The sequence below is a fragment of the Mesorhizobium wenxiniae genome, from assembly GCF_002284535.1.
GTDB classification, from domain to species: Bacteria; Pseudomonadota; Alphaproteobacteria; order Rhizobiales; family Rhizobiaceae; genus Mesorhizobium; species Mesorhizobium wenxiniae.
The window spans coordinates 307,927-327,712 of record NZ_NPKH01000014.1; the positions used below are offsets into that span (position 1 = coordinate 307,927).

General features: G+C 63.9%; 18 protein-coding genes and 1 riboswitch. Of the genes, 10 read left to right on the forward strand and 8 right to left on the reverse strand.

Annotation, left to right across the window (positions count from 1 at the left end; translation table 11 throughout):
• Window positions 1-292: 292 nt before the first annotated feature.
• From CIT31_RS06815 to CIT31_RS06830, 5 genes are all read left to right on the forward strand, one after another.
• Entirely contained in the window at window positions 293-3,712 is a 3,420-nt protein-coding gene (locus CIT31_RS06815; RefSeq protein ID WP_095517968.1) for a helicase-related protein, read from the forward strand.
• 14 nt (window positions 3,713-3,726) lie between these two features.
• Window positions 3,727-4,113 carry an RNA-binding S4 domain-containing protein gene (locus CIT31_RS06820; RefSeq protein WP_029348806.1) on the forward strand — a complete coding sequence of 129 codons (387 nt, stop codon included), beginning with the start codon at window positions 3,727-3,729 and terminating at the stop codon, window positions 4,111-4,113.
• A 21-nt stretch (window positions 4,114-4,134) separates the two neighbouring features.
• Window positions 4,135-4,311: a hypothetical protein gene (locus CIT31_RS34120; RefSeq protein ID WP_165778368.1), complete on the forward strand. Its 177-nt coding sequence runs from the start codon at window positions 4,135-4,137 to the stop codon at window positions 4,309-4,311.
• Between the two features lie 27 nt (window positions 4,312-4,338).
• A complete protein-coding gene (gene fdxA, locus CIT31_RS06825) occupies window positions 4,339-4,677 on the forward strand; it encodes a ferredoxin FdxA (protein WP_023762879.1) in 339 nt (112 codons plus the stop codon).
• Between the two features lie 471 nt (window positions 4,678-5,148).
• Window positions 5,149-5,730: a CarD family transcriptional regulator gene (locus tag CIT31_RS06830; protein ID WP_027152934.1), complete on the forward strand. Its 582-nt coding sequence runs from the start codon at window positions 5,149-5,151 to the stop codon at window positions 5,728-5,730.
• Window positions 5,731-5,833: 103 nt separating this feature from the next.
• On the opposite strand, the gene CIT31_RS06835 is transcribed toward CIT31_RS06830, so the two are convergent.
• From CIT31_RS06835 to CIT31_RS06845, 3 genes are all read right to left on the reverse strand, one after another.
• The gene (locus CIT31_RS06835) at window positions 5,834-6,607 is read right to left on the reverse strand and encodes an amino acid ABC transporter ATP-binding protein (RefSeq protein WP_095517969.1); all 774 of its coding nucleotides are present in this window, start codon (window positions 6,605-6,607) and stop codon (window positions 5,834-5,836) included.
• Window positions 6,604-7,284, reverse strand: coding sequence for an amino acid ABC transporter permease (locus CIT31_RS06840; protein ID WP_095518115.1), 681 nt, complete (start codon window positions 7,282-7,284; stop codon window positions 6,604-6,606). Before CIT31_RS06840 ends, CIT31_RS06835 begins: the two co-directional genes overlap by 4 nt.
• 160 nt (window positions 7,285-7,444) lie before the next feature.
• Window positions 7,445-8,218, reverse strand: coding sequence for an amino acid ABC transporter substrate-binding protein (locus CIT31_RS06845; RefSeq protein ID WP_029348818.1), 774 nt, complete (start codon window positions 8,216-8,218; stop codon window positions 7,445-7,447).
• A 331-nt stretch (window positions 8,219-8,549) separates the two neighbouring features.
• Between CIT31_RS06845 and CIT31_RS06850 the strand changes: the two genes are divergently transcribed.
• On the forward strand, window positions 8,550-9,413 hold the full coding sequence (locus CIT31_RS06850; protein ID WP_065011276.1) for an RNA polymerase factor sigma-32: 864 nt from the start codon (window positions 8,550-8,552) through the stop codon (window positions 9,411-9,413).
• A 3-nt stretch (window positions 9,414-9,416) separates the two neighbouring features.
• On the opposite strand, the gene CIT31_RS06855 is transcribed toward CIT31_RS06850, so the two are convergent.
• The 4 genes from CIT31_RS06855 to thiB all read right to left on the reverse strand — a co-directional run bounded on the left by CIT31_RS06855 (window position 9,417) and on the right by thiB (window position 14,790).
• On the reverse strand, window positions 9,417-10,844 hold the full coding sequence (locus CIT31_RS06855) for a M48 family metalloprotease (protein ID WP_065011346.1): 1,428 nt from the start codon (window positions 10,842-10,844) through the stop codon (window positions 9,417-9,419).
• A 297-nt stretch (window positions 10,845-11,141) separates the two neighbouring features.
• Window positions 11,142-11,912: a thiamine ABC transporter ATP-binding protein gene (thiQ, locus tag CIT31_RS06860; protein ID WP_095517970.1), complete on the reverse strand. Its 771-nt coding sequence runs from the start codon at window positions 11,910-11,912 to the stop codon at window positions 11,142-11,144.
• Window positions 11,909-13,528: a thiamine/thiamine pyrophosphate ABC transporter permease gene (thiP, locus tag CIT31_RS06865; RefSeq protein WP_095517971.1), complete on the reverse strand. Its 1,620-nt coding sequence runs from the start codon at window positions 13,526-13,528 to the stop codon at window positions 11,909-11,911. Before thiP ends, thiQ begins: the two co-directional genes overlap by 4 nt.
• Window positions 13,529-13,776: 248 nt before the next feature.
• Window positions 13,777-14,790: a thiamine ABC transporter substrate binding subunit gene (gene thiB / locus CIT31_RS06875; protein WP_095517973.1), complete on the reverse strand. Its 1,014-nt coding sequence runs from the start codon at window positions 14,788-14,790 to the stop codon at window positions 13,777-13,779.
• Window positions 14,791-14,833: 43 nt separating this feature from the next.
• A riboswitch (TPP riboswitch) is annotated at window positions 14,834-14,948 on the reverse strand.
• A gap of 102 nt (window positions 14,949-15,050) precedes the next feature.
• Here thiB and CIT31_RS06880 point away from each other — a divergent pair.
• The 4 genes from CIT31_RS06880 to CIT31_RS06895 are packed head-to-tail and all read left to right on the forward strand — an operon-like array spanning window position 15,051 to window position 17,978.
• Window positions 15,051-15,695: a thiamine diphosphokinase gene (locus CIT31_RS06880; RefSeq protein ID WP_095517974.1), complete on the forward strand. Its 645-nt coding sequence runs from the start codon at window positions 15,051-15,053 to the stop codon at window positions 15,693-15,695.
• A 1-nt stretch (window position 15,696) separates the two neighbouring features.
• Window positions 15,697-17,520, forward strand: a complete 1,824-nt coding sequence (locus tag CIT31_RS06885; RefSeq protein ID WP_095517975.1) for an ABC-F family ATP-binding cassette domain-containing protein — start codon at window positions 15,697-15,699, stop codon at window positions 17,518-17,520.
• Between the two features lie 42 nt (window positions 17,521-17,562).
• Window positions 17,563-17,760, forward strand: coding sequence for a type II toxin-antitoxin system CcdA family antitoxin (locus tag CIT31_RS06890; protein ID WP_095517976.1), 198 nt, complete (start codon window positions 17,563-17,565; stop codon window positions 17,758-17,760).
• On the forward strand, window positions 17,757-17,978 hold the full coding sequence (locus CIT31_RS06895) for a CcdB family protein (RefSeq protein WP_342586909.1): 222 nt from the start codon (window positions 17,757-17,759) through the stop codon (window positions 17,976-17,978). Before CIT31_RS06890 ends, CIT31_RS06895 begins: the two co-directional genes overlap by 4 nt.
• A gap of 115 nt (window positions 17,979-18,093) precedes the next feature.
• On the opposite strand, the gene CIT31_RS06900 is transcribed toward CIT31_RS06895, so the two are convergent.
• Window positions 18,094-19,749 carry a hypothetical protein gene (locus tag CIT31_RS06900; protein ID WP_095517977.1) on the reverse strand — a complete coding sequence of 552 codons (1,656 nt, stop codon included), beginning with the start codon at window positions 19,747-19,749 and terminating at the stop codon, window positions 18,094-18,096.
• Window positions 19,750-19,786 lie beyond the last annotated feature (37 nt).

Consider the following 19,786-nt stretch of genomic DNA (forward strand, 5'->3'; position numbering starts at 1 on the left):
GCATGTGGTGAGACTCGCCGGCGAAAAATCCAGATGTAGCCGTGAACAAACCCTGAATCCGCGCGAGTCAGCGATTCGTAGCCGATTCGTTCCAGACTCGTTCCAACTGTTAAATCGGAACGCCCTACTGTCTAATCGGAACAGATTATCGAAGCTGAGGGGAGCCTTCGAGCTGCCGTCGGAACATTCCGCTTTCGCTTCGCGCCCGAAATCCCTATGTGTCGCTTGTCACACGCGCCAGCACGGGGCGCGCTCCCGACAACGCGAGGCAGAGAGCCTTATTTCCAGGTCGATGAACATCCAGCCGAAACACACTGAACCGCTGATCCTGTCGGGCCGCGACGTGACCGCCGTGCTCGGGCCGACCAACACCGGTAAGACCCATCTCGCCATCGAGCGCATGGTGGCGCATGAAAGCGGCATTATCGGCCTGCCGCTCCGGCTCCTCGCCCGCGAGGTTTATACACGCGTCTGCGAGAAGGTCGGCGCTCACAAGGTGGCGCTCATCACCGGCGAGGAGAAGATCCAGCCCGACGGCGCCAGATATTCGGTCTGTACGGTGGAAGCCATGCCGCGCGAGACCGACGCCGCGTTCGTTGCCATCGACGAGGTTCAGCTGGCCGGCGATCTCGAGCGCGGCCACATCTTCACCGACCGCATCCTGCATCTGCGCGGCCGCCAGGAGACACTGCTGCTGGGTGCGGCCACCATGCACGGCATCCTCCAGCGTCTGCTGAAGGGCGTGTCGGTGGTGACGCGGCCACGGCTGTCGCATCTCGCCTATGCCGGCTCGAAGAAGCTCACCCGCTTGCCGCGACGTACGGCGATCGTCGCCTTTTCCGCCGACGAGGTTTATGCGATCGCCGAACTGATCCGCCGCCAGCAGGGCGGTGCGGCCGTCGTGCTCGGTGCGCTATCGCCCCGCACCCGCAACGCGCAGGTGGCGCTGTTCCAATCGGGTGATGTCGATTATCTGATCGCCACCGATGCGATCGGCATGGGCCTCAATCTCGATCTCGATCATGTCGCCTTCGCCCAGAACCGCAAATTCGACGGCTACCAGTACCGCAATCTGACGGCGGCCGAACTCGGCCAGATCGCCGGCCGCGCCGGCCGGCACATGCGCGACGGAACCTTCGGCGTCACCGGCCAGGTCGATCCACTGGATGAGGAACTGGTCAAGAAGATCGAAGCGCATGATTTCGACCCGGTGAAGGTGCTGCAATGGCGCACCGCGCGTTTCGATTTCGCCAACCTCGACGCGCTGAAGCGCTCGATCGAGACCAACGCCCCGGTTGAAGGCCTGACGCGCGCGCTGCCGGCGGTGGATGCGCAGGCGCTCGAGCACCTGTCCCGCGACGAGGACATTCGGGCGCTTGCCACCGACGCCAGGCGCGTGGCGCTGTTGTGGGAGGCCTGCGCCCTTCCCGACTACAGGAAGATCGCGCCAGCCCAGCATGCCGACCTGATCGCCTCGATCTATATGGACCTGGCCAGGCATGGCCATGTCGACGAGAACTACATGGCCGAGCAGGTGCGCCGTGCCGACACCACCGAGGGCGACATCGACACGCTGTCGCACCGGATCGCCCAGATCCGCACCTGGACTTTCGTTTCCAACCGGCCCGGCTGGCTGGCCGATCAGGCACACTGGCAGGAAAAGACTCGCGAAATCGAAGACAGATTGTCGGATGCGCTGCATGAGCGGTTGACGAAACGCTTCGTAGACCGCAGGACTTCCGTCCTCATGCGGCGCCTTAGAGAAAATACCATGCCTGAAGCCGAAATCAGCCCAACCGGAACCGTCCTCGTCGAAGGCCATCATGTCGGCGAGTTGCAGGGGTTCCGCTTCACCGCCGACCAAAGCGCCGGCGGCGAGGACGCCAAGGCGGTGCGTGCAGCAGCCCAGAAGGCGCTTGCAGCCGAATTCGAGGCGCGGGCCGAACGCTTCGGCGCCTCGGCCAACGGCGACATCGCGCTCGGCTCCGACGGCACGTTGCGCTGGATCGGCGCGCCGATTGGCACGCTGGTAGCAGGCGACGAGCCGCTGAAGCCGCGCCTTGTGCTGCTGGCCGACGAGCAGCTCACCGGACCCGCCCGCGATAAGGTCGCGGCCCGCGCCGAGCGCTTCGTCAATTTCCAGATCGAGTCCCTGCTGAAGCCGCTGGTCGACCTCAAGAACGCCGAGCAGATCACCGGCATCGGCCGTGGCATCGCCTTCCAGCTCGTCGAGCATTTCGGCCTCATCAACCGCCGTGACATCGCCGAGGAGATGAAGTCGCTCGACCAGGAAGGCCGCGCCGCCCTTCGCCGACTCGGCGTGCGCTTCGGCGCCTACCACGTCTTCGTGCCCGCGCTGATCAAGCCCGCCCCGGCTGGACTGGTGACGCTGTTGTGGGCGCTGAGGAGCGACGGCAAGGACAAGCCCGGCTTTGGCGACGTGGTACACGCGCTGGCCTCCGGTCGCACCTCGGTGGTCATCGATCCCACGTTCGACAAGACCTTCTACAAGCTGGCCGGCTACCGCAATCTCGGCCGTCGCGCGGTGCGCGTCGACATCCTTGAACGGCTGGCCGACCTGATCCGGCCCGCAACCAATTGGAAGCCGGGCCTCGGCCAGCGCCCCGACGGCGCCTATGATGGTCAGTCCTTCATGGTGACGCCGCCGATGATGTCGATCCTCGGCGCCACGGCCGACGACATGGAAGAGATTTTGAAAGGCCTCGGCTACCGGGCAGAGGCGAAGCCGGCGGTCGAGGTGAGGGCGCGGCTCGAGGCACAGGACAATGCCGCGCGCGAAGCCGCCGCGGCCAAGCAGGCGGCGGAAGAACAAGCCGAGCAGGCCAAGGCAGCCGAAGCCGCGATTGCGGACGCAGCCGCCGAGGCGCCGGCCGGGAGTTCTGAGCCGGATGCAGTGTCAAAAGCCACGGCCGAAGCCCCTGCGGAACCCTCCACCGAAGGTGAAGCGGAGCCTGTCGCGAAAGCTCAGCGGGAAACTCCGGCTGAGGTCACGGATGAGGAGCTGCCTGCAGCCGAAGCCGCAGCCGAAGCGCCTCCGGTATCAGCGGCTCAACCAGAGGCAGAACTCGAAACCGCCGAGGTTGAAGTCGCATCGGCGGAGCCGGCCTCCGAAGCCTCGCCTGCAACGGAAGCAGTGTCGGCCGAACCTGCCGCGACGGCGGAAGCCGCCACCGGCGAGGCTGCTCCCCAGGCCGAGAAAGAAGCCGAGGAACCAAAGCCCATTCTGTTGTGGCGGCAGGGCCGCTTCGACCAGCGCCCGCGCCACCGCCACCATGACAACCGGCCCCGTGAAAGGGACAATCGCCCGCGCAACGGGCAAGCCGCGCGCGATGGCCGTGGCGACGCACCGGCAGATGCCACCGGCGGACAACCGGTCGGCGCTCCAGGCAGCCGGCCCGCCCATGAAGGACGCCGCGACGGCGCCGGCAAACCGCGCTTCGACCGCAGCAAGTTCAAGCCCAAGCCCCAGGGCGAGACGGGAGAGCGGCGCGACGGCAAGCCGCAGGGCGAGCGTTCCGATCGTCGCGAAAGCCGACCCGACTGGAAGGGCGGCAGGCCGGAGGGCAAGGGTGGCGCGCCCGGTGGAAAGCCCGCGTTCCAGCCGAAACCGCGCGAGGAGCGTCCCGTGCGCTTCGACCCGGATTCCCCCTTCGCCAAGCTCGCCGCGTTGCGCGACCAGCTGAAGAAGTAGGTTCGCTCGCTCCGATGGTCGCTGATGCCCGCCAGCGCATCGACAAATGGCTGTTCTTTTCGCGTGCGGTGAAATCGCGCTCGCTTGCAGCGAAGCTGGTGGTGGCCGGACGCGTCCGCATCAATCGCGACAAAGCAGCGCAGGCCTCCGATCTGGTCCGCGCCGGCGACGTCCTGACCATCACTCTCGAGCGGCGCATCTTCGTCTGGAAGGTGCTCGGCACGGGAAGCCGGCGCGGCCCCGCAGAGGAAGCGCGCTTGCTCTATGAGGATATGTCGCCACCGCCGGTGCCAAAAGGCGAGGCCGTTCCCGATGCGATTCCCGCACTGCGCGATGCCGGCAGTGGCCGCCCCACCAAGAAGGAACGCCGGGAGACCGACCGGCTGCTCGGCGATGACTGACGCATAACTGGCTTTCGTCGCATGGCCCGTCTGGAATTCCATTCCGGAAACGCCGGCATCGCGCAATGGCTGCTCTTGCAAGCGGCGGGCAAAGACGTTACCTCACCAAAAAAGCCTACCGCATTGGGGAACACGATGCGTGAATTCAAAGCGTTAGAGCGTGCATTTGTGCGTCCGATAGGACGCACCTCGCTCTGATAAAACGTGACGTCCCGGAGCCGACTGATGACCTATGTCGTGACCGATAACTGCATAAAATGCAAATACATGGACTGCATCGAGGTCTGTCCGGTCGACTGTTTCTATGAGGGCGAGAACATGCTCGTCATCCATCCCGACGAGTGCATCGACTGTGGCGTCTGCGAACCGGAATGCCCGGCCGACGCGATCAAGCCTGACACCGAGCCGGGGCTCGACAAATGGCTGCAGATCAACACCGAATATGCCGATAAATGGCCCAACATAACCGCCAAGAAGGAGCCTCCGGCCGACGCCAAATCCTTCGATGGCGAGGCCGGCAAGTTCGAGAAGTATTTCTCCCCCGAGCCCGGCGAGGGCGACTAGCGCCTGACTCCGAAAGTCGGAATCGATTTTCGAAAAGTATCATGCGCAAGATCAAAACTGTCACAGCGTCCCGTGCACGTCCAAAACGGGCGCGTGGCGCTGTAACGGCGACGCCGATTTGATCGGCATGACCCGGCGTAATAGGCACCGCACATTAACTGCGCTGATAGGCGGAGATCGCGCTTGACCTTCGCGCGTGCAGCAAAGCCTTGATTCTTCCGACTTTTTGTGCTATATCAGCCAAACATGCCGGTGACACAACGTCGATTTATGGCGCAAACGCCCCAAATCACTGAAAGGTGAATTTCTCAATCCGGACCAGAGTGATCTGGGGCAGGCAGTCGCAATTATGCGGCTTGCCGACCTCGGCTATTCCGGTGGTTTCGCAGTTGTGCGGCTAACGATCGGTTACCCGATCGCGCGAGTTCGGCCGGCAGAATGCCGGTACCACACCAAGGAGTTCATGGCGTAATGGCAACAATCACCCCGCAGAAGAAGTCCAGCGCAGCGCGTCACGGTTTTAAGACCGGCGAGTACATCGTCTATCCGGCGCATGGCGTCGGCCAGATCGTCTCGATCGACGAGCAGGAAGTTGCGGGCCACAAGCTGGAACTGTTCGTCATCGACTTCCAGAAGGACAAGATGCGTCTGAAGGTTCCGGTTGCCAAGGCGACCTCCATCGGCATGCGCAAGCTGTCGGAAGAGGATTATGTCGATCGCGCGCTGAAGGTCGTGCAGGGCCGCGCCCGCGTCAAGCGCACCATGTGGTCGCGCCGGGCTCAGGAATATGATGCGAAGATCAATTCCGGCGATCTGATCTCGATCTCGGAAGTGGTGCGCGACCTCTACCGCGCCGACAACCAGCCGGAGCAGTCCTATTCCGAGCGCCAGCTTTATGAGGCGGCACTCGACCGCATGGCGCGCGAGATCGCGGCCGTCAACCGCATGTCGGAAACCGAAGCGGTGCGCCTCATCGAGGTGAACCTCAACAAGGGTCCGAAGCGCGGCGCCAAGGCCGACAACGAAGAAGCCGAGCAGGAAGAAGCTGCCTGAGCGCTTCTCGCCTTCGAATTGGAAAAACCCGGCCTCGCGCCGGGTTTTTCTTTGTATGCATGTCGTTAACCCAAAACCGCTACGAACTTTTAGGCGACATGCATTAACCTTCGCCGCCTCCTTCCTTCTCTGCCTCCTGCTTCAGCGTCGCGATGAACCGCCTGGTTCGCTGGCGCTCCGGATTGCTGAACAGGACAGCGGCGGGGCCTTTCTCGACGACGCTGCCGGCGTCGAGGAACACCACCTCCTGCGCGATCTTCGATGCGAGGCGCAGGTCGTGCGTCGCGATCACCATGGTGGTCCCCTCGCGGGCAAGTTGGCTGAGCACGTCGACCACCTCCTGCGCCAGTTCCGGATCGAGCGCCGAGGTCGGCTCGTCGCACAACAGCACTTTCGGCGATGGCGCCAGCGCCCGGGCGATCGCAACGCGTTGCTGCTGGCCGCCCGACAGCGTCGCCGGCCAGGCATCGGTCTTATGCGCCATCCCGACCTTTTCGAGCAGAGCGAGCCCCCGCTCGCGCGCCCTCGCGGTCGGCCATTTCAGCACCGTCACCAGCCCCTCCATGACATTCTCGATCGCGGTTCGGTGTGGGAACAGCTGGAAATTCTGGAACACCATGCCCGTCTGCAGCCGCAGGCGCCGGATGGCCGTTGCGGAAACCTTGCCGCCAGGGTGGAATTCGAGCGCGTCGTCGCCGATGCGCACCGTGCCCGAAGTCGGGATCTCAAGCAGGTTGATGCAGCGCAGAAGCGTGCTTTTCCCGCCGCCCGAGGGACCGACAAGGGCTGTGACGCTGCCTTCCTCGATGGTGACGGTCACGCCCTTCAGCACGAGGTTGTCGCCGAAGCGCTTCTCGATGTCGGTGAGGCCGATCATGAACGCGCCTCCAGGAAGCCGCCATAGCGGTTAAGCCGCTTTTCCAAGCGCGTCTGCAATGCCGACAGCACCGAGCTCAGCGCCAGATACAGGGCCGCCGCCTCGATATAGAGGATCAGCGGCTCATAGGTGGTGGCGACGATCCGCTGCGCCGCCTGGAACATTTCCGGCACGGTGATGGCGGCGGCCAGCGATGTATCCTTGACCAGCGAGATGAAGGTGTTGGACAGCGGCGGCACCGCGACGCGGCCGGCCTGCGGCAGTATGGTGCGCCGCATCGCCTGGCTCCAGGTCATTCCGATCGAGTAGGCCGCCTCCCACTGCCCCTTGGGCACTGAGCCTATGACGGCGCGGATGATTTCCGACGTATAGGCGCCGATGTTGAGCGTGAAGCCGATCAACGCGGCTGAAAAAGCGTCGAGCAGGATGCCGACCGAGGGCAGGCCGTAGAAGATCAGGAAGAGCTGCACCAGAAGTGGCGTGCCACGGAAGATCCAGATGTAGAAGCGGACCACGGCGACCAGCGGCTTCGGGCCGAACAGCCGGACAAGCGCCGCAACCAGCCCTACGAAGAGACCGAATGCGAACGACAGGAGCGTTAGCGGCACGGTGAAGATCAGCGCGGCCCATAGCAGCGTCGGCAATGAGTCCAGCATCAATTGCAGCCAGTGGGGCACGAAAACCCTCCTTGCGAGATTGCCGCCCAAAAACCGGCCCGGCAGCATCGAGGCGCGACCATACGATCGTCATATCACGCGAAAAGCGGCGGCCGTCAAAGACGGCTCGCCGCGATGCTTGCCATGCGGGCCGGCAACCGGCCCGCTCCGTGCGATGCGCTTACTTCGAAACGTCCTGGCCGAAATAGGTGTCGGCGATCTTCTGGTAGGTGCCGTCGGCCTTGATGTCGGCCAGTGCCTGATTGATGGCGGCGACCAGTTCCGGATCGCCCTTGCGCACGATGACGCCGGAATAGTCGGCGTTTTCTTCCTGCGCGGCGATCTTCACATTGGCGTCGGGCTTTTGCTTCTTGAAATCGAGGAAGGACAGGCTGTCGTTGATGGTGGCGTCGGCGCGGCCGGTAAGAAGCAGCTGGATCGATTGGTCGAAACCATCGGTGCCGACGAGCTCGGCGCCGTTCGTTTCGGCGAGTTTGCCGAAATTCGAAGTCAGCGACTGCGCCGCCTTCTTGCCCTTGAGGTCGGCAAAGCTCTTGATATCGGTATTGTCGCCGCGCACGATCAGCACCGCCTTGGAAGCGATGTAGGGATCGGAGAAATCATACTTGGCCTTGCGCGCCTCGGTGATGCCGACCTGATTGATGACGGCGTCATAACGCTTGGCGTCGAGGCCGGCGATCAGCCCGTCCCATTTGCCTTCGAGGAATTCGGCCTTGACGCCGAGGCGCTCGGCAATCGCCTGGGCTATCTCGACGTCGAAGCCGACCAATGCACCCGAGGCATCATGATAGGTGAAGGGGGCATAGGTGCCTTCGGTGCCGACCTTAAGGACGCCGACCTGCTTGATCTGATCGAGATTTGCGCCGGCATGGCCTGATGTGACGGCCAAAACCTGCAGTGTTCCGGCGACGATAAGCGATTTAAGCCATTTCATTTTTCTGTGATCCCGTGCTTGGCCGGCGTCCGGCGTATTTGTTGAGCGCCGGAAACTGACAGATGCAGGCTGGCGAAATAAGGAACCGGATTTCAAAAATAAGACGCTTTTGAAATCCAATTCTCAAAACCACATCGAGTCACGCCAACCGACCGCGTAGCGACCGCCGCAACGAGCTTTCGCCAGTGCAATCCACGCGACATCAGCGGCGGAACCATTCGCCCGCGTGGCACGTTCTTGGCTGTTGTAGGGCGCGGCGTCGCCAATTCAACCACGATGCCAGCTCAGGGTCGAGCGATCGCACCGCAACGCCCGGAACAGGGAGCGTGGCATGATGGAAGATATGGCGGGGCGAACCATGGTCCGCGCGGCGATGAAAGCCCCCTATCTCGAGCGCGACGAGGAGCATCTTCTCGCGCTGCGTTGGAAGCAAGACAACGACCAGCAGGCGCTGCACCAAATCGCCATGGCGCATATGCGGCTGGTCATTTCCATGGCCTCGAAATTCCGCCACTACGGTCTGCCGCTCGGCGATCTGGTCCAGGAAGGCCATGTCGGCCTGCTGGAGGCAGCGGCCCGTTTCGAACCGGAGCGCGAGGTGCGGTTTTCGACCTATGCGACGTGGTGGATCCGCGCCTCGATGCAGGACTATATCCTGCGCAACTGGTCGATCGTGCGTGGCGGCACCAGTTCGGCGCAAAAGGCGCTGTTCTTCAATTTGCGGCGCCTGCGCGCCCGCTTGGCGAACGGCGCCGAGCCGATCTCGAATACCTCGCTCTACCGCGAGGTGTCGGTGGCGCTCGGCGTCTCGGAGGCCGACGTGGCGATGATGGACTCCCGCCTTTCGGCACCGGATAGCTCGCTCAACCAGCCGCTCGCCGACGATGCGGGCGCCACCGAGCGAATGGATTTCCTGGTTTCTGACGATCCTTTGCCGGACGAGGTCGTAGGCGACACGATTGATGTCGAACGCCGCTCTGTCTGGCTGAAAACGGCGCTCGGCGCGCTCAATGCCCGCGAGCTCAGGATCATTGAGGAGCGCCGGCTGAGCGACGAGGGCGCGACGCTCGAAGCCCTCGGCGAGGCGCTCGGCATCTCCAAGGAGCGCGTCCGCCAGATCGAGGCACGCGCCATGGAAAAGCTCAAGATAGCGCTGGTGAAGCAAAACCCCGAGTTTCTGGCGACAGCCGCCTGAATCTTATTTGTCGGTGATGATCTTGACCTTGTCGCCGGCGGACACTGCTGCACCGGGCGACATCGCGTTGAGCACCCTGAACAGGTCCAGCTTGCGATCGACGCCGACCATCTGCGCGGCGAGCGACCCCATGGTCTGTCCCGGCCGCACCGTGACAACGCGGATATGCAGCGGCTTCAGCGCCGCTTTCTCGGTTGCGCTCAAGATACGGAAGGAGCCGCTGACCGAGCGCGCCACGGCATCCAGCGAGGTGCTTGCGGAAGGTGCCGCGGTCAACAGCCGGTAGACCTGACCGCCGGCGCGGATCACCGCGATGTCGAACTGCCAGCCCTCGGCGCTGGCATGCGCTGTCGCCGCCTCGTTGCCATTGATCGTTTCCTGGCGCACGCTGCTTTCGTCGAGACCGGCCACCCAGCCGCTGCGGATGTAGTCGGTCAGCGAGCGGCTCTTGTCGATCGAAACGCCGTCGAAGCGGATCGCTATGTCGCCTGGCCCGGTTGCCGTCACCGCCGCGGCCGAGTTGTCGATGATGAAGCCGTCGGGCACCGAGAACGACACGCCGAGCCCCGGATGCAGGAAGGTTTCGCCACGCACATAGCCCTCCTCTGGTGTGTCGCCGTAGAGCAGGCCGTCTATGCCGGCGAGGAAGGCGTCGCGGTCGCGCGTGCCGACGCCGGGCGCACCGAACTGTCGGGCATGACGCTGCGCCAGATCGATGCGTTGCGGCGTGTTGGGATGCGTCGCCAGGAAGTCGAGGCTGGCGTCGGTGGCGCCGCTGATAGAGCGGAAATCGGTGTAGGCCGACATGGACTGCAGGAAGCGGCCGGCGGCAAAGGGATCGAAGCCCGCCTCGCCGATCGACTTGATGCCGATGCCGTCGGCCTCAAGCTCCTGATTGCGCGAGAACTGGGCAAGCCGCAGCTTGCCGCGGATCAGTGCCGCCTTGGCGGTCGGGCTGTCGCCGAGCACATCCGAGACGACCTTGGTTGCAAACCCCTCCTCAGCCTCGAGCTGCTGGCGCTGCAAGCCGTGGTTTGCAGTGACGTGGCCCATCTCATGCGCGATGACCGCGGCGAGCTCGGCCGAATCGTTGGCCAGCGCCAACAGGCCGCGCGTGATGTAGAGATAGCCGCCCGGCAGCGCGAAAGCATTGACGTTGGGCGAATTGAGGATGGTGATGCGGTAGGTCTGGGTCGGGTTGGCGGACACCACGGTCAGACTGCCGACGACCTTGGCGACCATGCGCTCGAGTTTAGGATCGGAATACTCGCCGCCATAGGTGGCGAGGATGCGCGGGTGCTGCGCCTTCGCCATTTCAGCGAGCTTGCTGTTGGCGGCGACATTGTCGACCGTGATCGGTTTGTTGGAAGGCTGGAACCCGGATTCCTGAACGTCCGGAGGCGTGAACATCTGGCAGCTTGCCAGCGCCATGGCAAAGCCGGCCAGCGCGAGGAAGCGCGCCAGCGGTTTCCTTCTCACTCTGTCGGTGCCGGTCGGCAGAACAGCTTCCTTTCGGGTCTCAGCACATGGCCCCGAAAATCGGGCATCGATTTTCAGAAAGGATCATACGCACAATCAACTGCCACAGCGTCCTTCGCGCCCACGAGCACGCATGACACCGAAGTGGCAAATCACAACCTATGCCGGACCAGTATCGGAGGACCTAGCCACACTACTTTGACCATGGCAAGCAAGCACCACATCGCCTGAACCCGGTTTGGCCGTAAATTATGTCCGCTTCCGGGCAACATCTCGTGATCCCGCGCCAAACGGACCTGCACCGATATAGTGCCGGAAGGCTTCCGGTCCAGCCTTGGTAAAAAAATCGGCGACAGTCCCGGTTGCGGCAACCGTGGCATTGTCCAGGAACACCATGTCCTGGCCGATACGGTGGGCGTCCTCCGGCTGATGCGTGACGAACAGCACCGTCATGCGCCGCTCTGCATGAACGTCGGCTACCAGATCGAGCATGTCGTCGCGCAAGGCCGGTCCGAGCGAGGCGAACGGTTCGTCGAGCAAGAGCACCGGCCGGTCGCGCACCAGGACGCGGGCGAGCGCGACGCGTTGCCGCTCGCCACCGGAGAGTTCGCGCGGCAGGCGCTGTTGCTTGCCGGCAAGGCCGACGCGCTTGAGCGCTGCGGCGACCGCAGCGTGGTCGGCCTCGGTCAGCCTGAGCGACGGTGAGCGGCCAAGGCCGACATTTCGTTCGACCGAAAGATGGGCAAAGAGATTGTTTTCCTGGAACACCATCGACACCGGCCGCGCCGACGGCGGTTTGGCGCCGAAATCGGCGCCGCCGATCAGCACGCGGCCCGATCGCGGCGTCTCGAAGCCGGCCACCAGATTGAGCAGTGTCGATTTTCCCGAACCGCTCGACCCCATGATGGCGGTGATCTTCGAGGCGGCGAACTCGACATCGAATAAAAACGGCGCTTCGCCATAGCTGAACGAGACCTTTTCCAGCCGCACAGCCGTACCGCTTTCGCTGTTGAGCGTCATGATTTTTCTCCCCGTCCCAGCCACTCCGCGGCCAGGACAAGCGCGAGACAGACCAGGCCGAGCAGCAATGCCAGGCCTGCCGCGTCCATAGTGCGGTAGCTGCCCATGCGCGACAGCAAGAGATAAGGCAGCGTCTGCAGGGAGTCGCTGCCGAACAGGGCAATGACGCCGAGATCGCCGAGCGACAAAGCCATCGCGAACGCGAAACCGGTGGCGAGCGGCCGCCGCAGCGACGGCCAGTCGACCAGCCGGAACCGGTCCCAGCCCGAAATGCCAAGCAGTAAACAGAGCCGTTCGTGGCGTTCGCTCGCCGCATCATAGCCGGGGCGAATGGCGCGGATGGCAAACGGCATCGCCATCACCGCGTTGACGGCGACGACCATGACAGGGGCGATGGCAAAGACATCGCTAAAAGTACGCAGGAGAAGGAACCAGCCGGCGCCGATTACGATGGGCGGCACGACGAGGACGAGGCCGGCGCCGGTATCGGTGGCGTATTCGAGCAGCGTCTTGGCGTCGACGCGACGCCTCAAGGCCAGCGCCCGTCGTGCCATGACGAGCGACAGCGACAGCGCCACTGAAAGCAGCGCCGCCAGCAAGGCGAGCACGGCGCTGGTCAGCGTTGCCTGCCGCACCGCGCGCTCGGCCGCCAGCCGGCCGAGATCGGCGCCAAGGCCTGACGTCACCGTGGCCGCCATCGGCCCGGCGACGAACAGCAATGCCAGAACGATCAATGCTGCGTTCAGCGCGGTCTCGGCCGTACCAGCCGAAAGATACCGGCGCGGTGCCACCGGCAGGTTGGCGTCGCCGACGGTGTTGGAGCCAAGCCGCATCAATGCAAGCACCACGATGAAGGTCAGCGCGATCTGCAGCAGTGTCAGCGTCACCGCGCGGGCAGGATCGAAATCGAAACGCAGCGCCTGATAGATGGCGACCTCCAGTGTCGTCGCGCGCGGCCCGCCGCCCAGCGTGAGCACGATGGTAAAGGATGTGATGCAGAGCATGAAGACAAGCCCGGCGACGCCTGGCAGTGCCGCACGCAGCGTCGGCCATTCGATCAACCGGAATGCGGGCCTGGCACCCATGCCGAGCTGGCTCGCCAGCCGCCACTGGTCGGCCGGCACCGTCGCCAGCGCCTCGAGGAACAGCCGCGTCGCCAGCGGCAGATTGAAGAAGACATGGGCTACGAGGATGCCGGACAGGCCGTATATGCCCGGCCAGCCCTGACCGCCAATCGCGGTGAGCACGCCGGCGAAATAGCCGGCACGGCCATAGAGAGCCAGAATGCCGAGTGCGGCGACGATGGCCGGCAGCGCAAGCGGCACGGCGAAGAGCTGCAGGATCAAGGCACGACCAAAGAAGCGCGGATGCCGCGAAAGCGCCCGCGCAACGAACAGCGCCGGCACCACGGAAAGCAGTGTCGACAGCAAAGCCTGCCACAGCGTGAAACGGGCGACACGGAAGAGGTAGGAATCGAAAGTCGACGCGGCGCCGGTCGGGTTGCGTGTAGCTTCAAGGATGAGCCCGGCGAACGCTCCGCCGATCAGCAGCGCAACAGCGGCAAGCGCGATGGTGCCGGCGGTGACGCGGGGATCGGCAGGATATCCGGTATGCATGCCGCCCTGCCTGGTTCAACGATCGTCGAAGCAGAAAATATGGCTGAGGCCGAGTTCCCGCCCACGCTCCTCTGTCCTGCCGGACATCTCCCCCCCAAGGGGGGAGATTGGCAGCTTTACCCTCGCCTCAATCTTTCGACTGTCGCGATTGGCGAAAGCGGAAGTGACAGCCGATCTCCCCACTTGAGGGGGAGATGTCCGGCAGGACAGAGGGGGGCGCCGTAGAGTGATCATCTTTCAATCACAAGCTACTTGCTCATCACCGACAGCCATTCGTCGACCCAGGCCTTGCGGTTGGCGGCGACCTCTTCGGGGCTGAACAGCAAAGTCTTGGTCGGCTTGACGAGCTTGTCGAAGGCCGGATTGAGCGGCTTGTCAGTTTTGCCGGCAGGAAACATCCAGTTGGTCTCGGGGATGACATCCTGGAATTTCGGCCCGGTCATGAAAGTCAAGAACTGTTTCGCCAACGGGTTCTTCGCACCCGTGGTGGTTATGCCGGCAACCTCGATCTGCAGATACTCGCCCTCCTCGAAGGACGCCGCCTGATAGCGTTCAGTGTTTTCGGCGACCATGTGATAGGCCGGCGACGTGGTATAGGACAGCACCATCGGCGCCTCACCCTTGGTGAAAAGGCCATAGGCCTCGCTCCAGCCCGGCGTCACGGTGAGCACCTTTGCCTTAAGCTTGGCCCAGGCTTCCGGCGCCTTGTCGCCATAAACCGACCTCACCCACAACAGCAGGCCGAGACCGGGCGTCGAGGTGCGCGGATCCTGGATGACGATCTTCTCATCGGCATTGCCGTCGACCAATTCCTTCAGGCTCTTCGGCGGGGTCTTTAGCTTTTCGGTGTCGTAGACGACGGCGAAATAGCCATAGTCGAACGGCACGAAAATATTGTCGCTCCAGCCACCCGGCACATTGACGTCGATGACGACGCCATGCGGCGAAAACAGGCCGGTGGCCTTGGCTTCGGCCGTCAGATTGGTGTCGAGGCCGAGCACGATGTCGGCCTTGGTTGCGGCGCCTTCCAGCTTGACACGGTTGAGCAGGGCGACGCCGTCGGCGACCGCGACGAATTCGAGAGTACAGCCGCATTCGGCCTCGAAGGCCTTCTTCACCGCGGGGCCTGGACCCCAGTCGGCGGTGAAGCTCTCATAGGTATAGACGGTGAGTTTTTCCTGCGCGGATGCCGGCCCGATGCCGGCGAGAAGGGCCGCCGCAAGCAGCATTGCCGAAACAAGAGTGTATAAAAACGTGCGCATCGGCGCCTCCTTCGTTCACGTTGAAAGGAATTGAGGCGTCGGGCTGTCCGAAACGTCTAATCCCTCCGCCGGTACAAACCGGATCAGGTTCAGCGGGTTGGCATGGTTGCCTCTCAGCTGGTCCGCGAAGATCGCGTCCAGCACCCCGTTAGAGCGTTTCGACACATAGGCCCGGCCCAGGTGTGGCGCAAGCGGAAGTTTGCCGGGCATCCGGAACGCGGCCTTCCGTTTCGCAAGCAGGGCTGGTAAGGGCCACGCATATGAGCAAATTCACCATCCTGCTTGGCGGCGATCTGATCCGCACGCCGCTGCTCGACCGCCAGGTCGCTGGCACGCGTGTCATCGCCGCCGACGCCGGCATGAGCCATGCCCGGACGCTGAGCCTGACGCCGGAACTCTGGGTCGGCGACTTCGATTCGGTGCCGGCGGATCTGCCGGACGAGCTGACCGCCGTGCCCCGCCAGGTGTTTCCGGCAGAAAAGGACAAGACCGACGGCGAACTGGCTATCGCCGCCGCGCTCGAACGCGGCGCGACCAGCCTCGTGCTTGCCGGCGCGTTCGGTGGCAAGCGGACCGACCACGCCTTCTTGCACCTGGCGCTCAGCGTCCGACTGGCCGAGGCAGGGACGGAGGTGCTTTTGACCAGCGGCGCACAGGAAGGCATCCCCTTGCTTCGCGGAAAGGCCGGCTTCGACTACGCCGATGGCACGCTGTTTTCGATTCTCGGCTTTTCCGACCTTTCCGGCCTGACCGTGACCGGCGCCAAATGGCCGCTGAACCATATCGAGATGGCGTTCGGCTCGTCGCTGACCATTTCCAATGAGGTCAAGGGCCGGCTCGAAATCGCGCTGGGTAGCGGCCGCGCGCTGTTGCTCGCCCACCCATTCCCGCTTACCGAAAGCTGACATGGCGCCGCCACTTCTCAATCTCGACGGGATAAAACTGACCTTCGGTGGCACGCCGCTGCTCGACGGAGCGGAACTGACGGCGTCGGCGGGCGACAAGATCGCTTTGGTCGGCCGCAACGGCTCGGGCAAGTCGACGTTGCTCAAGATCGCTGCGGGATTGATCGAGCCGCAGGACGGCGAGGTGTTCCGCCAGCCTTCGGCGACAGTGCGCTACCTGCCGCAAATGCCCGACATGGATGGTTTCGCCAGCGTCCGCGCCTACGTCGAGGCGGGGCTCGGACCCGCCGACGATCCCTACCGCGCCACCTATCTGATGGAGCATCTCGGCCTGTCCGGCGACGAGCGGCCGAACGATCTCTCCGGCGGCGAGGCGCGCCGTGCCGCCCTTGCCCGCGTCATGGCGCCGGAGCCCGACATTCTCCTCCTTGATGAGCCGACCAACCATCTCGACCTGTCGGTCATCGAGTGGCTGGAGGAGGAGCTTGGCCGCACCTCTTCGGCGCTGATCGTCATCTCGCACGACCGCCGTTTCCTCGAGCGCGTGTCACGCGCCACTGTCTGGCTCGATCGCGGCCAGACCCGCAGGCTCGACAAGGGCTTTGGCCATTTCGAGGAATGGCGCGACAACGTGCTGGAAGAAGAAGAGCGCGAGCAGCACAAGCTTGGCCGCCAGATCGTACGCGAGGAGCACTGGTTGCGCTACGGCGTGACGGCAAGGCGCAAGCGCAACATGCGCCGGCTCGGCGAACTGCAGACCATGCGCCAGCGTTTTCGTGGCCATCGCGGCGCCGAGGGTGCGGCGACCATGGTGGCCAGCGACGCCGCCGAATCCGGCAAGCTGGTGATCGAGGCCAAGAACATCGAGAAGAGCTTTGGCGATCTTACCGTGGTCAAGGGCTTCTCGACCCGCATCCAGCGCGGCGATCGTGTCGGCCTGGTCGGCCCGAACGGCGCCGGCAAGACGACGCTGTTGAAGATGCTGACCGGCGAATTGAAGCCGGACTCAGGCTCGGTGCGGCTCGGCACCAATCTGGAGGTCGCCACGCTCGACCAGAAGCGCGAGGCGGTCGACCCGGCCGAAACGCTGGCGCAATACCTCACCGACGGGCTCGGCGAGAACCTTGTCATCAATGGCGAGCAGCGCCACGTCGTCTCCTATATGAAGGATTTCCTGTTCAAGCCGGAACAGGCGCGCACGCCGGTGCGCGAGCTTTCGGGCGGCGAGCGGGCGCGGCTGCTGCTCGCCCGCGTGCTGGCGCGGCCGGCAAACCTGCTGGTGCTCGACGAGCCGACCAACGATCTCGACATGGAGACACTGGAACTGCTTCAGGAACTGGTCGCCGGTTTTGCCGGTACCGTCATCCTGGTCAGCCACGACCGCGATTTCCTCGATCGCACGGTGACCAGCCTAATCGCGCCGGACGGCGGCGGCCGCTGGATCGAATATGCCGGCGGCTATTCCGACATGCTAGCGCAGCGCGGCGGCACCAGGCTAGACAACCGCAAGGCACGGCCGCCAAAGGCGGAGACCAGCGAAGTGGCGGCGGCAGGCAGGACCGAAGCAGCTGCGCCGAAGGGTCCAGCAAAGAAACTGTCGTTCAAGCAGAAATTCGCGCTGGAATCACTGCCGAAGAAGATCGAGGCGGTGAATGCCTCGATCTCACGGCTGGAGAACAACATCGCCGACCCGGCCTATTACGAGCGCGACCCGGCCTCATTCCAGAAGACCATCGCCGCCCTCGATAAGGAGCGCGCCACGCTGGCAGCGCTCGAGGAGGAATGGCTGGAGCTGGAGATGCTGCGCGAGGAGATGGAGGGGTAGGGATTTCATGCGTGCTTTTATGCGCCTACCTTATGCGCATGAATGGGAGCTGCTCCATTGATCGAAGACGCCAAGGCGCTCGGTATTAACATATCTCGCGCCGCCGAGGAGGGTATCGCCAAGGCGATTTCAGCCGAAAAAACGCGCCGGTGGCAGGAGGAAAACAGGGAGACGATCGAGAGCTCTAACGGCTATGTCAGGCGCAACGGACTGCCACTGGCCAAGTACCGGCCGTTTTGATCGCGCGTTACGATTTCTACCGGAGAGCTGAAGGCGACGGCTATCTGCTCGACGTTCAGGCTGATCTTCTTAAAAGTCTAAACACAAGGGTTGTCATCCCGTTGATGCCGCCCAACACGGCCCCGGTGCCGGGCCGCCGGCTAAACCCCACCTTCACGATCAACGGCAGTGACCATGTCATGGTCACTCAATTCATATTAGCCTTGATGGGCTTCTGAATTGCCTGCTGCCGAAGGAAATCTTTCCAGTCGTCACGACGACATCGTGGCCGCACTCGACATGCTGTTCCAAGGCTTCTGAGCCAAAGGGAGCGTTGAGGCTGGTGAGCCGGCCTCAGCCCGCCGTCTTTGTTTGCCAGGCCTTCAGCGCCTCGTCGAACACCTTCTCGCCGGGGATGCCCTTTTCCATGGTGAGCAGCGCCCGCCGTCCGGTCTTGTAGACGACCGGCACGTCGATCCAGTTCTGCCCCCGGAGCAGGGTCAGATTGGCGTCTTCGTCCGCCTTGGTGTCGTTGAGAGCGACCAGGAAGAAGCCGTCGGCGATCTTGGCCGGGATGCCGATCAGCGGGCTGCCGGCATCCTGTTCAGACCCCTTCATGGCGACGCGCAGGATATTGTCGACGCCGCCGCCGTCGAAACCATCGGGCGTCAGGAAAATCATCTCGATGATATGGCTGGCCGGCAGTGTCTGGTCGGTGTTGCGGCGGATGGTCATGCGCAGCTGCACGTCCTTGCCCGGAATGCTCGCTTCGGCGCGGATTGCCGGCTCGGGCGGCAAATTGCCGCCGGGCGATTCCTGCACCAGCGACCAGACGATGCTGCCGGGCTCGGCCGAGCCTTGGGCGGTGCTGGTACGCTCCTCGTAGAAGATTGCCTTTTGGCCGACCGCCAGCGCGGTTTCCGCAGGCGCGGCTGTCGGCGCGGCCGGCGCAGCACCCGGGGCCGGCGCTGCCGGGGCGGCTGCGCTATCGGTCGGCGCCGCCGGCGCCGGCGTTCCTTCATCGGCAGGCGGTGTTGTGGGGGCAGCGCCCGGCGTGGCGGGCGCAGTCGTGGCTGGCGTATCGCCGGCCGGCGCTGTAGGCGCAGGTGCGGCCGGCGGCGGTGTGGTCAGTGCTGCGACGGATTCGCCCTCTCCGATACCGCTTTGTCCTGAAGCGGGGCCGGGATCGACCTCACCGCCCTCCGGTGTCAGCCGCTGGGTGAACTTTGTGCCCTCGGCATCCGTTGGAGCCGCTGCGGCCGGGGGCCTTGCCGCGGCCTCGGTAGCCGGCTCGGCCGGGGTCGGCTTCACCAACGGTTCTATGGTTGCAACAGTCGTGCTGTTGAGACCCATCATGTTGGTGAACGCGTCCTTGTTCAGCCAGACGCCGTAGCCGCCGCCGGCGACGACGAGCAAAGCGACGACAGCGGCAATCAGCCCGCCATAGCTGCGCTTGCGCTCGGCAGGACGCAGACGCTGAAAGGTGTCCGGCGCAGGCTCCTCGTCGTTGGGAAAGACATCGTCTCGAAACGTATCGCTCTTCTCGTCCGCCGCCGGAAAATCCGCGTCCGAAGGCACCGCATCGGTGCGCTCTGGCGGAGAAGCAACGGATGGCGGTTTTTGCCAATTCGGCGCGGCTTTGGCGGCAGGCGCCGGCTGCCATGTCGGCTCGGTCTTTGCCGGTTGCCATGCCGGCTCGGCCTTTTCCGGCTGCCGGACGTGGCTGGGTTGGTTCTTGTTGCGGTCGATGGAGGAGAAGATGTCCTCCAGCTCCGACAGCGGATCGGATGCCGGCACAGGCTTGGCGTACTCCCGCTCGACGCTGGCGATGGCCTCCTCCAGGGTGCGCTTATGCTGGGCAACGACCGAAGGCGCCAGCGGCGGTATGTTCTTGGCCAGCTTGTCCGCGATCGTCGAACGGGCCTTGTCATAGACCCTCGCGCGTATCTCCGGCGTCGGGTTGTCGAGTTTATCGAGCGTCTTTTTCAGAGCACCAACAAAATCTGCCATGCTTCAGTTGACCTGCATTTCGTTTCTGGGCCGGCCC

Bases quoted from the DNA above. Each gene is read 5' to 3' on its own strand.
- CIT31_RS06815 (WP_095517968.1), top strand. From the start codon at position 293: ATGAACATCCAGCCGAAACACACTGAACCGCTGATCCTGTCGGGCCGC.
- CIT31_RS06820 (WP_029348806.1), top strand. From the start codon at position 3,727: ATGGTCGCTGATGCCCGCCAGCGCATCGACAAATGGCTGTTCTTTTCG.
- CIT31_RS34120 (WP_165778368.1), top strand. From the start codon at position 4,135: ATGGCCCGTCTGGAATTCCATTCCGGAAACGCCGGCATCGCGCAATGG.
- fdxA (WP_023762879.1), top strand. From the start codon at position 4,339: ATGACCTATGTCGTGACCGATAACTGCATAAAATGCAAATACATGGAC.
- CIT31_RS06830 (WP_027152934.1), top strand. From the start codon at position 5,149: ATGGCAACAATCACCCCGCAGAAGAAGTCCAGCGCAGCGCGTCACGGT.
- CIT31_RS06835 (WP_095517969.1), bottom strand. From the start codon at position 6,607: ATGATCGGCCTCACCGACATCGAGAAGCGCTTCGGCGACAACCTCGTG.
- CIT31_RS06845 (WP_029348818.1), bottom strand. From the start codon at position 8,218: ATGAAATGGCTTAAATCGCTTATCGTCGCCGGAACACTGCAGGTTTTG.
- CIT31_RS06850 (WP_065011276.1), top strand. From the start codon at position 8,550: ATGATGGAAGATATGGCGGGGCGAACCATGGTCCGCGCGGCGATGAAA.
- CIT31_RS06855 (WP_065011346.1), bottom strand. From the start codon at position 10,844: ATGGCGCTGGCAAGCTGCCAGATGTTCACGCCTCCGGACGTTCAGGAA.
- thiQ (WP_095517970.1), bottom strand. From the start codon at position 11,912: ATGACGCTCAACAGCGAAAGCGGTACGGCTGTGCGGCTGGAAAAGGTC.
- thiP (WP_095517971.1), bottom strand. From the start codon at position 13,528: ATGCATACCGGATATCCTGCCGATCCCCGCGTCACCGCCGGCACCATC.
- thiB (WP_095517973.1), bottom strand. From the start codon at position 14,790: ATGCGCACGTTTTTATACACTCTTGTTTCGGCAATGCTGCTTGCGGCG.
- CIT31_RS06880 (WP_095517974.1), top strand. From the start codon at position 15,051: ATGAGCAAATTCACCATCCTGCTTGGCGGCGATCTGATCCGCACGCCG.
- CIT31_RS06885 (WP_095517975.1), top strand. From the start codon at position 15,697: ATGGCGCCGCCACTTCTCAATCTCGACGGGATAAAACTGACCTTCGGT.
- CIT31_RS06890 (WP_095517976.1), top strand. From the start codon at position 17,563: ATGGGAGCTGCTCCATTGATCGAAGACGCCAAGGCGCTCGGTATTAAC.
- CIT31_RS06900 (WP_095517977.1), bottom strand. From the start codon at position 19,749: ATGGCAGATTTTGTTGGTGCTCTGAAAAAGACGCTCGATAAACTCGAC.